The organism is Streptomyces venezuelae ATCC 10712 (assembly GCF_008639165.1).
GTDB classification, from domain to species: Bacteria; Actinomycetota; Actinomycetes; order Streptomycetales; family Streptomycetaceae; genus Streptomyces; species Streptomyces venezuelae.
On record NZ_CP029197.1, the window covers coordinates 4,804,651 to 4,816,600 of the forward strand.

Consider the following 11,950-nt stretch of genomic DNA (forward strand, 5'->3'; position numbering starts at 1 on the left):
TACGGAGCGACCGGAATGCCCACCGGCCCCCGGTCACAGTGCTGTTCCTATGACCGCCCCGAGGTTCCGTCGCCCGCACCCCCCTCCGTAACCTGTCATCCGAAGGAACGGGCGGGGGCAAGTGGAACATTCTCAGAGCACAGGCGAGGGGCTGTTGCTGGCCGGTCGCTACCGGCTGGGCGAGTCCATCGGACGCGGCGGCATGGGCAAGGTCTGGCGCGCCCACGACGAGGTGCTGCACCGCGTGGTGGCGGTGAAGGAGTTGACGGCGGGCCGGTTCGTGGCCGAGGCCGACCGGCTCGTGCTGCACGCCCGGACCCAGAAGGAGGCGCGGGCCGCCGCGCGGATCACCCACCCGGGCGTGGTGACCGTCCACGACGTCCTGGAGCACGACGACCGGCCGTGGATCGTGATGCAGTACGTCGACGGGCCCTCGCTCGCCGACGCCGCCAAGGAGCAGGGCACGATCGACCCCCACGAGGCGGCCAGGATCGGGCTGCACGTCCTCGGCGCGCTGCGGGCCGCGCACGCCGCCGGGGTGCTGCACCGGGACGTCAAGCCGGGCAACGTCCTGCTCGCGCGGGACGGACGCGTCCTGATCACCGACTTCGGCATCGCCGCGATCGAGGGTGACGCGACGATCACCCGGACCGGCGAACTCGTCGGGTCCATCGACTATCTGGCGCCGGAGCGGGTGCGGGGCGGCGACCCGGGTCCGGCCTCCGACCTCTGGTCGCTCGGCGCCACCCTGTACACGGCGGTGGAGGGCACGTCGCCGTTCCGCCGCACCTCCCCGATCAGCACCATGCAGGCCGTGGTCGCCGAGGAGCCGCCGTACCCGGAGAAGGCGGGGCCGCTGGCCCCCGTCATCGTGGCGCTGCTGCGCAAGGACCCGGACCAGCGGCCGCGGGCCGACGAGGCCGGGCGCATGCTGCTCGACGCGATGGAGGGGCGTACGCCCGATGCGGCGCAGGCGTACGTGCCGACGCAGCGGGTGGCGAAGGAGGACCTGGATCCGGCGGGGGACACGCCGATCCAGGGCCATGACCTCCTCACGCTGGGCGAGGAGGCCGACGGCCCGGGTCCGACGGGCACGTCCCGGGCCACCGCCCCCTCCGGCACCGCGCAGTGGCCCCACCCGGCCCAGGGTTCCCAGTCGACCCAGGGCTCCCGTTCGGCTCAGGGTTCCCACAGAGCTCAGGGCTCCCGTTCTGCCCAGGGTTCCGCGCAGGCCGGGGCGTCCCAGGGGCAGTCCTCCCCGCCCACCGTCGTACCGCCGGCCGTCGTCACCCCGGCCGGGGGCGGCCGGGGCCGCTGGCGCACCGCCGTCCTGGCGGCCGTGCTCGCCGGACTCGTCGCGGGCGGCGCCGTCTTCGCCGCCATGAACTACGCGGGCGGCGGCAAGGGGGACGGCGGACGGACCACCGCGACCGGCTCCACGCCCGCCCCCACCACGCAGGCCGCCAAGGACGGGCTCCCGGCGGGCTGGCAGCGGGTCGTCGACCGCGAGGGCTTCAGCCTGGCCGTACCGAAGGGCTGGAAGCGGCAGACGGAGGGCGACAACATCGACTACACCCCGGACAACGGCAACCACCGCATCCGGATCAGCGTCGACCCCGCCCCCGACTTCGAGAACCCGTACATGCACGCGCTCGACCTGGAGCGGATCGTCGCGAAGCGGATGGACTACACCCGGGTCAAGCTCGGCCAGACCACCTACCGCGACCAGGTCCGCTCCAGCCTCTGGGAGTTCACCTGGATGGAGAAGCGCGACTTCCCCGGGCCGCGGCACGCGATCGACCTCATGTACTACGCCGACGACGGCACGGAGTACGCGATCTACATGTCGTCTCCGGAGGGGAGCTGGGAGACCACCCGGGAACAGTTCGACATCGTCCTCCAGCACTGGCGGGCCCCGGGCGACTGAACGGGGCCACCGAACCGGGCGACCGAACGGGGCGACCGAACCGGCCGACCGAACCGGGCGAGAATCTCCGAGCAGGGCCTCTCGTGGGTCGTAAGCCCCTGATCAGGCCTTATGTGCCAGTGATCGCTGGCGCGATGTGCGCACCCGGTGAAAACGCATTACCGACGGGTACCCAAAGGGCGGAACGCCGCCTACGCTCGCCCTCATGACGGACTCGCAGGCCCCCGCCGCCCCCTCGGTTCCCGACGCCCCCGCCGTGCCCGCCGAGGCGACCAACCCGGTCGCCCCCGTGCCCGCCGGTGTGCGCACCGCCGCCGACGTCGTGACGCCCGAGGTGGTCGCCCGGCTCACCCGCGGCGTCATCGGCTCCGGCCGGACCGCCAACCACACCCCGTTCACCGGGGCGAAGCTGGCGGACCTGCCCGAGTCCACCCCCGAGGACGTCGCCGAGGCCTTCACCCGCGCGCGCGGCGCCCAGGCCGCCTGGGCCGCCACCCCGGTCAAGGCCCGCGCCGCCGTCCTCCTGCGCTTCCACGACCTCGTCCTCCAGCGCCAGTCCGAGGTCCTCGACCTCATCCAGCTGGAGACCGGCAAGGCGCGGCTGCACGCCCACGAGGAGGTGCAGGCGGTCGCCGTCGCCGCCCGCCACTACGGCCGCAAGGCCCCCGCGTACCTCAAGCCCCGCCACCACACCGGCGTGGTCCCGACCCTCACCAAGGTCACCGAGCTGCGCCAGCCGCGCGGGGTCGTCGGCCAGATCGCGCCCTGGAACTACCCGCTCGAGCTCTCCGTCGGCGACGCGCTCCCCGCCTTCGTCTCGGGCAACGCCGTCGTCATGAAGCCCGACACGGAGACCGCGCTCACCGCGCTGTGGGCCCGTGACCTGCTCATCGAGGCCGGACTGCCCGCCGAGGTCTTCCAGGTCGTCCTCGGCGAAGGCCCGGTCGTCGGCCCCGAGGTCGTCAAGCACGCCGACTACGTGTCGTTCACCGGCTCCACCCGCACCGGCCGCGAGGTCGCCCAGGGCGCCGCCGCCCGGCTCGTCGGCGTCTCCCTCGAACTCGGCGGCAAGAACGCGATGCTCGTCCTGAAGGACGCCGACATCGAGAAGGCCGCCGCCGGAGCCGTCCGCGCCTGCTTCTCCTCCGCCGGCCAGCTCTGCATCTCCATCGAGCGGCTCTACGTGCACGAGTCGGTCGCCGAGGACTTCCTCGCCCGCTTCGCCGCCCGGACCAAGGCCATGCGGCTCGGCAGCGCCCTCGCGTACGGCGCGGACATGGGCTCCCTCGTCGGCGAGCGCCAGCTGGAGACGGTCAGCCGGCACGTCGAGGAGGCCGTCGCCAAGGGCGCCACGCTCGTCGCCGGCGGCGTCGCGCGGCCCGACATCGGCCCGCTGTTCTACGAGCCGACCATCCTCGACGGCGTCGAGGCCCCGATGGCGGTCTGCGGCGAGGAGACCTTCGGCCCGGTCGTCTCGATCTACCGCTTCCGCGACGAGGACGAGGTCGTCGACCTCGCCAACGCCACCCCGTACGGCCTGAACTCCTCCGTCTGGACGAAGGACTCGCGTCGCGGCCACGCCGTCGCGGCCCGGCTGCGCACCGGCACCGTCAACATCAACGAGGGGTACGCCCCCGCCTACGGCAGCGTGCAGTCCCCGATGGGCGGCATGAAGGACTCCGGCCTCGGCCGGCGCCACGGCTCCGAGGGCATCCTCAAGTACACCGAGGCCCAGACCGTCGCCCAGCAGCGGCTGATGCCGCTCGCGCCGTCCTTCGGGATGGACGACGAGAAGTACGCCGCGTTCATGAGCGTGTCCCTGAAGGCGATGAAGGCCCTGCGCCTGCGCTGAGTCCTTTCCGTTCCACACCTTTGCGTACGAGGAGAGCCATGACCGCGGTACCCCCTACCCAAAATCAGGAGCCGGCGGACGACGCGTACGACTACGACGTCCTCGTCGTGGGCTCCGGCTTCGGCGGTTCGGTCACCGCCCTCCGCCTCACCGAGAAGGGCTACCGGGTCGGTGTCCTGGAGGCCGGGCGGCGCTTCACCCCCGAGACCCTGCCGAAGAACTCCTGGGACCTGAAGAACTTCCTGTGGGCCCCCGCCCTCGGCCTGTACGGCCTCCAGCGCATCCATCTGCTCGGCAACGTCATGGTGCTCGCGGGCGCCGGAGTCGGCGGCGGCTCCCTCAACTACGCCAACACCCTGTACGTACCGCCCAAGCCCTTCTTCGACGACCCGCAGTGGAAGGACATCACCGACTGGCAGGAGGAGCTGCGGCCGTACTACGACCAGGCCCAGCGGATGCTCGGCGTCCGGCTCAACCCGACGACGACCCCCTCCGACGTGCACCTCAAGGCCGCCGCCCAGGCCATGGGGATCGGCGACACCTTCCACATGGCCCCCGTCGGCGTCTTCTTCGGGGACGGCCTCGACGCCGACGGCGGGGACGGAGCCGGTACGAAGGTGAAGCCCGGCACCGAGGTCGCCGACCCGTACTTCGGCGGCGCGGGCCCGTCCCGGCGCGCCTGCACCGAGTGCGGCGAGTGCATGACCGGCTGCCGTCACGGCGCCAAGAACACCCTCAACGAGAACTACCTCCACCTCGCCGAGAAGGCGGGCGCCACCGTCCACCCCATGACCACGGTCGTCACCGTCACCGAGGACTCGCGGGGCGGCTTCGCGGTGAAGACCCTCCCCACCGACCAGCGGCGCAAGGGCAAGGGGCGCACCTTCACCGCCCGCCGGGTGGTGATCGCGGCCGGCACGTACGGCACCCAGACCCTGCTGCACCGGATGAAGGACAGCGGCCTGCTGCCCCGGATCTCGCGGCGGCTCGGCGAGCTCACCCGGACCAACTCCGAGGGCCTGGTCGGCGCGCAGACCACCGACCGCCGCTACCGCAAGCGGCACGGCAAGGACCGGGTCGACTTCACCAAGGGCGTCGCGATCACCTCCTCGGTCCACCCCGACGCCAACACCCACATCGAACCCGTGCGGTACGGCAAGGGCTCCAACTCGATGGGCGGCATGACCGTCCTCCAGGTGCCCTACGGGGCCCACCGGGTGCGCAACTGGCTGCTCAACCTCGTCAAGCACCCCACGCTGGCCGCCCGCTCCCTCTCCAACTGGCGCTGGTCGGAGCGGACCATCATCGGCCTGGTCATGCAGTCCCTCGACAACTCCCTGACGACCTACCGCAAGCCCGGCGGCCTCGGAAAGGGCCTGCTCACGGCCCGCCAGGGGCACGGCGCGCCGAACCCGGTCCAGATCCCCGAGGCCACCCGCGCCGCCACGCTCCTCGCCGAGGAGATCAACGGCTTCGCCGGCTCCAACATCGGCGAGCTGATGGGCACCCCGCTGACCGCCCACTTCCTGGGCGGCTGCCCGATCGGCGCCGACGCCGAGTCCGGCGTCATCGACCCGTACCACCGGCTCTACGGGCACCCGGGGATCTCCGTCGTCGACGGCGCGGCCGTCTCCGCGAACCTGGGCGTGAACCCGTCCCTGACGATCACCGCGCAGGCGGAGCGGGCGATGTCGTTCTGGCCCAACAAGGGCGAGGAGGACATCAGGCCCCGGCAGGGCGAGGCGTACGTACGGCTGTCGGCGGTCGAGCCCAAGTCCCCGGCCGTCCCGGCGGAGGCCTTCGGCGCCCTGCGGCTGCCGTTCCTGGGGATTCCGGCGGTTCCGCCGAAGACGCTCCGAGACGGCTCCTGAGACAGGTAAGGGGCGCTGCACCCCCCTCCGAGTGCAGCGCCCCCACCAGCTTCGGTGTTGCTGCATAGATGACCCGCGACCGGCGGAGATGGTTGTAGCGGTTGCACGGGATCTTCATGTGACGCGCGTCACATCGAAGAGGGCGGGCGCGGGGGAGGCGCGGCGGCGGGCACGGACGAGGGCCCCGTGCCGCGATTCCGGTCGCGGCACGGGGCCCTCGGGGGTCGGCACCGGTGTCAGGGCAGCGGCGGTGCCGAGCGGGGCGGCGCTGGGGGGAGGCGCCGCGTGGGAGGAGGATCGGAAGGGACGGACCGGTCACGTGGGCCGGGGGTCTCGGAGGTCTCGGAGGTCTCGGGAGTGCTGGCGGTCGCGGGGGCCGCGACCGGTCGAGCCGGTTGCGGCCGACCCCGAGCGTCCCCGGGGCCGACCGCCCTTTTGGGTGACCGGGCTGCTGTCCCCTGCTGTCCGGTCACAAGCGCTGGTGCGAGGTCCCACGACGTACCTGAGGTACGCCACACGCCCCAGCGAAGCCACGCGTGGTTTCTTACGGGCCCGCCCCTGGCTGGCACGGACAACCGGACCAACGAAGCCGGGCCGGAGCCGGTCACGCGCCGTACGGGTGAGAGCGGCACCGAACTCAGATGCGGTCAGCCACCCCGGCGCGCCCCGCCCACCCCGCCCGCCTCTCGCGCCGCACGCGGTCCCGGTGGCCACGGGCCGCTGGCTCGGGCGAGCGTCAGATGCGGCTCGGTGGCCAGGGCCTCCGGCTCTGGCGGGCGTGGCCACCGGCTCGGGCGGGCGTGGCCGCCGGAGCCGGCTCGGGCGAGCGTCAGATGCGGCCCCGGCACAGCTCCAGCATCGTCATCGCGAGCGCCGTGCCCGGCTTGCCCAGGGCGTCCCTGTAGTGGCCGAGGACCTCCATCTCGCGGGCCAGGTTCACCCGGCGGCCGCCCGAGGAGATCCGGGCCTCCTGGATCACGGCCGACACGGCCATCCGTTCCTGGATCAGACCGATGATCCGGTCGTCGAGCGCGTCGATGCGCTCGCGCGAGTCGCCGATGAGCGCCGCCGCCTCGTCGGTGCGGGCGCCGGTCTGCTCGGTGGTGGCGGTGTGCGTCGTCATGCTGGGCTCCTGGGGTGTGGTGTCGGAGACCCTGGGCGGCGACTCGGCCCGGGAACGACAGAACGCCCCGGGCTGTCAGCCCGGGGCGCCTGGGAAGTCGCTTGTCAGTTGCTCAAGCAGCACGACCATGGCAGCCGGTGGGCCGGTTGCCATAGGTAAAGACGAAGGTCGTGAGCTCGCGCATGGCGACAGTATGGACCCCGCCGCCGGGCCGGGGCCAAACCGGGTTCGGATGGTGAGACGAAAAGCGTCACCGGCGCGCCGGTAGAATCGACAAATAGCACCCCCCTTCGGGGGACCCTCCTCCTACCGCCGGAAGGCCGCCGTAGTGTCATCAGCGACCCCCGCTGCCGCGCCCGACGTCACCAACCCGGACGTAGTCCTCGTTGTCGACTTCGGCGCCCAGTACGCCCAGCTCATCGCCCGCCGCGTCCGTGAGGCCCGGGTCTACAGCGAGATCGTCCCGTCCACCATGCCGGTGGCCGAGATGCTGGCCAAGAACCCGAAGGCGATCATCCTCTCCGGCGGCCCGTCCTCCGTGTACGCCGAGGGCGCCCCGCGCCTCGACCGCGCGCTCTTCGAGGCGGGCGTCCCCGTCTTCGGCATGTGCTACGGCTTCCAGCTGATGGCGACGACCCTCGGTGGCACCGTCGACAACACGGGCGCCCGCGAGTACGGCCGGACCCCGCTGCACGTGTCCAAGGCCGGTTCCACCCTCTTCGAGGGCACCCCGGTCGAGCAGTCCGTGTGGATGTCGCACGGCGACGCCTGCTCCGCCGCCCCCGAGGGCTTCACCGTCACCGCGTCCACGGACGTCGTGCCGGTCGCCGCCTTCGAGAACGACGAGAAGAAGCTGTACGGCGTCCAGTACCACCCCGAGGTGCTGCACTCCACGCACGGCCAGCAGATCCTGGAGCACTTCCTCTACCGCGGCGCCGGCATCGAGCCGAGCTGGACCACGGGCAACGTGATCGAGGAGCAGGTCGCGGCCATCCGCGCCCAGGTCGGCACCAAGCGCGCCGTCTGCGGCCTCTCCGGCGGCGTCGACTCCGCCGTGGCCGCCGCGCTCGTGCAGAAGGCCATCGGCTCGCAGCTCACCTGCGTGTACGTCGACCACGGCCTGATGCGCAAGGGCGAGACCGAGCAGGTCGAGAAGGACTTCGTCGCCTCCACCGGCGTCAACCTGAAGGTCGTCGACGCGCAGGAGCGGTTCCTCACCGCCCTCGCCGGGGTCTCCGACCCGGAGACCAAGCGGAAGATCATCGGCCGCGAGTTCATCCGCGTCTTCGAGCAGGCCCAGGCCGAGATCGTCGCCGAGTCGGCGGGCACCGGCGAGGACGTCGCGTTCCTCGTCCAGGGCACGCTCTACCCGGACATCGTCGAGTCCGGCGGCGGCACCGGCACCGCCAACATCAAGTCCCACCACAACGTGGGCGGCCTCCCCGAGGACCTGGAGTTCGAGCTCGTCGAGCCGCTGCGCCAGCTCTTCAAGGACGAGGTCCGCATGGTCGGCCAGGAGCTCGGCCTGCCCGAGGAGATCGTCCAGCGCCAGCCGTTCCCCGGCCCCGGCCTCGGCATCCGCATCGTCGGCGAGGTCACCAAGGAGCGCCTGGACCTGCTGCGCGAGGCCGACGCCATCGCCCGCGAGGAGCTCACCGCGGCCGGCCTCGACCGCGAGATCTGGCAGTGCCCGGTCGTCCTGCTCGCCGACGTCCGCTCTGTGGGCGTCCAGGGTGACGGCCGCACCTACGGCCACCCGATCGTGCTCCGCCCGGTGTCCTCCGAGGACGCCATGACGGCCGACTGGTCGCGCCTGCCGTACGAGGTGCTCGCCAAGATCTCCACCCGCATCACCAACGAGGTCGCCGACGTCAACCGCGTCGTCCTCGACGTCACCAGCAAGCCGCCGGGCACCATCGAGTGGGAGTAATCGCTCCCTGAGGTGTCCGAAGCCGCCGTCCCGGTCCTCCGGGGCGGCGGCTTCGCCGTGTTCCCGTCGGGACTCTGGTGACTTGCCCGGCCGGGCGTTACCTTCCGGCGCATGAGCGTGATACCGGACCCCGTCCCCGTCGACCGGCTCCACTTCGCCATGCCGCCCGTCCACGCGACGGCCGAGGAGGAACGCACCCACCGCAAACAGCGGCTCGCCGGCGCGCTCCGGCTCTTCGGACGGTTCGGATACGAGGAGGGCGTCTCGGGCCACATCAGCGCCCGCGACCCCGAACACCCCGACTGCTTCTGGGTGAACCCCTTCGGGGCCCCGTTCGAGGAGATCACCGCGAGCGACCTCATCCTGGTCAACGGCGACGGCCAGGTCGTCCGGGGCGGGCAGCACGTCAACCAGGCCGCGTTCACCGTCCACGCCCAGGTCCACCGGGCCCGGCCCGACGCCGTCGCCGTCGCCCACACCCACTCCGTGCACGGCCGGGCCCTCGCCGCGCTCGGCGAACTCCTCGACCCCCTCACCCAGGAGGCCTGCGCCTTCTACCAGGACCACGCCCTCTACGACGCCTACACCGGCGTCACCGTCGACCCCGAGGAAGGACGCCGGATCGCCGTCGCCCTCGGCCCCTTCAAGGCGATCGTGCTCCGCAACCACGGCCTGCTCACCGTCGGCACCTCCGTCGACGCGGCCGCCTGGTGGTTCATCGCCATGGAACGCTCCGCCCAGGTGCAGCTGGCCGCGCGGGCGGCCGGGAAACCCGTCCTGATCGACCACCGCGAGGCCCTCGCCACCCGCGAGCAGCTCGGCAGCGACCTCGTCGCCTGGATCAACTACCAGCCCCTCTGGCGCAGGATCAGCCGCACGGACCCCGAACTCCTGTCGTAACACCATCGCTTCACCCTTCTGTACGTCAATGAGATGGCTCGGCAATCACTCTCCGGCGGGGCGCACGCGGCAGGTGCGGGAGCCGCGGGTACGGCACAATTCCGTGGAACCGACGGCTGGTCGACCCCACGGGAGGCACCGGTACGTGTCGTGAAGCGAGCTCGGGAAGTGAGCACCGTGGCGGTTCAAGAGGCGAGACAGTACGGCGAGCACGCGACGGCCTGTGCCGGCTGCGCCCACTGCGGACAGGCCGGCCACCGGCGCGCCGTCGCCGCCTTCCTCGCCCGGCGCGACGAACTCGCCTCCGGGCGCGGCGTCCCGGTGGCCGTCGCCCACTCCCCGGTCGCCGCCCGCCAGTGGGTGTCCGACGAGCTCGCCCAGTCCGCCCGCGCCGTCGCCGTCCACGGCCGGGAGGCCGGGGTGGCCTGGCTCGACCGGGTCCGCCGCGGCGGCCTCGGCGCCGTCTGGGGCGCCGTCCTCGCACTCCTCCTCGGTCAGGCCCTCACCGCCGTCGACGGCGGCTGGACCGCAGCCCGCACGGCCGGGCTCTGCACCGCCGTGGTCCTCGCCGCCCTGCTCAGCGCCGCCGCCCACGCCCACCGCTCGCGCGGCGGTCTCCTCGCCCCCCTGATCGGTGAGGACAACCGGCTCTCCACCACCCGCGCCGTCGCCGCCGCCTGGCTCCTGCTCCTCGGCTACACCCTCCTCTTCCTGGCCTTCCTGTCCCCGGGCGCGGCCGCCTTCGGTCTCGCCCGGGGCGCCGGTCTGCTGACCGTCCTCGCCCTGGTGTCCGCCGTCACCGTGACCGCCCGTCTCGTCGTCGCGGGAGGCATCGCCTCCCGCCGCCTCCAGAAGGTGCGCGCCGACCGCCCGCGCGCCGCCAATCTCGTCTGCGACGACAGCGGCCGGGCCAGCCTCGCCGACGTCCAGTACCTCCTCGTCTCCGGTTCCGTCCTCGCCCTCGCCGCCGTCGGCCTCGCCCGCGACCCCGCCAGGCTGCCCGAGGTGCCCTGGTCCCTCGTCCTGCTCCTCGGCGTCTCGTCGGCCTGGCACCTGGCCGCGAAGTGCACCGAGGGCGTCCGCCCCACCATCCACTCCGTGGTCCGGTCCCGGGAGGCCGGCGATCTCGACGCCCCGATCCGCACGGGCGACGACATCGAGATCAGGGGCTGCGGCTTCGTCCCGCCCGGCGCGGGCGCCCCCGATCCGCTGACCCGCCTGGTCGTCCGCATCGGCCCGGTCCACGCCCACGTCCCGCTCGTCCCGGTCCCCGGCGGCTTCGCCAACCCCACCGACGCTGCCCTCACCGTCCCCCTCCCGGCGGACGTGGAACCCGGCCGGGTGGAGGTCTCGGTCGTGACGGCGGCGGGCGTCGAGACCAACCGGATCACCATCGACGTCGTCGATTGATCTCTCCGGCCGCCTTGCCGTGTCCCTTCGGGGGACGGGCGAGGAGAATCGTTCCGTGAGCAGTCGTACGGGGAGTCGTACGGGGCGAGGAGAGGTGGCCGACGATGACGGGACACGCGGACCGGGCAGACAGCGCGGCCGACGGGACGGGAACCGGCGGCCCGGCCGGTAGCGGCGCCCCGGCCGGTCGGGACGGTAGCGGCGGCCGGGACGGTAGCGGCGGTCCGGACGGTAGCGGCGGTCCTGGTGGCGCGGCCGCCGCGCGCGGCGGCTCCGGCGGTCCCGATCGCTCCGGTGGTTCCGGCCGCTCCGGTGGCTCCGGCCGGTTCGGACGGTTCGACCGTTGGAAGGCCGTCGCCTCCCGCTACTCCCTCCTTCCCCTCCGGATCTTCCTCGGCGTCACGTTCATCTACGCCGGGCTGGACAAGCTGACCGACTCCGCCTTCTTCGCCGACACCGGCAGCGGTTCCATCGGCGAGACGATGCGCGGCGTCCGGGACACCTCGGCCATCCCGGCCCTCGTCGACCTCGCCCTCAACAACCCCAGCGGCTTCGGCTACGCCATTGCCTTCGGCGAGCTCGCCGTCGGCATCGGGACCCTGCTCGGTCTCTTCGCCCGCCTGGCGGCGCTCGGCGGGGCGCTGATCTCGCTGAGCCTCTGGCTGACCGTGAGCTGGCAGGTGAACCCGTACTACCTGGGCAACGACCTCGCCTATCTGATGGCCTGGCTGCCGTTGGTGCTCGCCGGGGCGTCGGTGCTGTCCGTCGACCGTCTTCTCGCCGAGCGGCGCCGTATGCCATAGGCGATCCAGGTCACGAGGCCGGCCACGCCCAGGCCGCCGCAGAGCACCGGGATCACCGTGTACCACGGGGTCGTCCAGGCTCCGGTGGCGTCCCCGGCGTAGAGCGCGGCCAGGGCAAGCGCCGTCAGGCCGAC

General features: G+C 72.7%; 7 protein-coding genes and 1 pseudogene. 7 read left to right on the forward strand and 1 reads right to left on the reverse strand.

Annotated features, from left to right (window positions below; genetic code table 11):
- The first annotated feature begins 121 nt into the window (after positions 1-121).
- The 3 genes from DEJ43_RS22350 to DEJ43_RS22360 all read left to right on the forward strand — a co-directional run bounded on the left by DEJ43_RS22350 (position 122) and on the right by DEJ43_RS22360 (position 5,650).
- Complete coding sequence (locus DEJ43_RS22350; protein WP_015035648.1) at positions 122-1,927, forward strand: serine/threonine-protein kinase; 1,806 nt, start codon at positions 122-124, stop codon at positions 1,925-1,927.
- 205 nt (positions 1,928-2,132) lie between these two features.
- Positions 2,133-3,779: a succinic semialdehyde dehydrogenase gene (locus tag DEJ43_RS22355; protein ID WP_015035649.1), complete on the forward strand. Its 1,647-nt coding sequence runs from the start codon at positions 2,133-2,135 to the stop codon at positions 3,777-3,779.
- 38 nt (positions 3,780-3,817) lie between these two features.
- Entirely contained in the window at positions 3,818-5,650 is a 1,833-nt protein-coding gene (locus DEJ43_RS22360) for a GMC family oxidoreductase N-terminal domain-containing protein (RefSeq protein WP_015035650.1), read from the forward strand.
- Between the two features lie 829 nt (positions 5,651-6,479).
- On the opposite strand, the gene DEJ43_RS22365 is transcribed toward DEJ43_RS22360, so the two are convergent.
- Complete coding sequence (locus DEJ43_RS22365; protein WP_015035651.1) at positions 6,480-6,773, reverse strand: chorismate mutase; 294 nt, start codon at positions 6,771-6,773, stop codon at positions 6,480-6,482.
- A gap of 328 nt (positions 6,774-7,101) precedes the next feature.
- On the opposite strand from DEJ43_RS22365, the gene guaA reads away from it, so the two are divergent.
- The 4 genes and pseudogenes from guaA to DEJ43_RS22385 all read left to right on the forward strand — a co-directional run.
- Positions 7,102-8,703: a glutamine-hydrolyzing GMP synthase gene (guaA, locus tag DEJ43_RS22370; protein ID WP_015035652.1), complete on the forward strand. Its 1,602-nt coding sequence runs from the start codon at positions 7,102-7,104 to the stop codon at positions 8,701-8,703.
- 111 nt (positions 8,704-8,814) lie between these two features.
- Complete coding sequence (locus tag DEJ43_RS22375; RefSeq protein ID WP_015035653.1) at positions 8,815-9,603, forward strand: class II aldolase/adducin family protein; 789 nt, start codon at positions 8,815-8,817, stop codon at positions 9,601-9,603.
- 177 nt (positions 9,604-9,780) lie between these two features.
- On the forward strand, positions 9,781-11,013 hold the full coding sequence (locus tag DEJ43_RS22380; RefSeq protein WP_411572283.1) for a hypothetical protein: 1,233 nt from the start codon (positions 9,781-9,783) through the stop codon (positions 11,011-11,013).
- 344 nt (positions 11,014-11,357) lie between these two features.
- Positions 11,358-11,816 (forward strand): annotated as a pseudogene (locus DEJ43_RS22385) (DoxX family protein); the annotation flags it as partial.
- Positions 11,817-11,950: the final 134 nt, after the last annotated feature.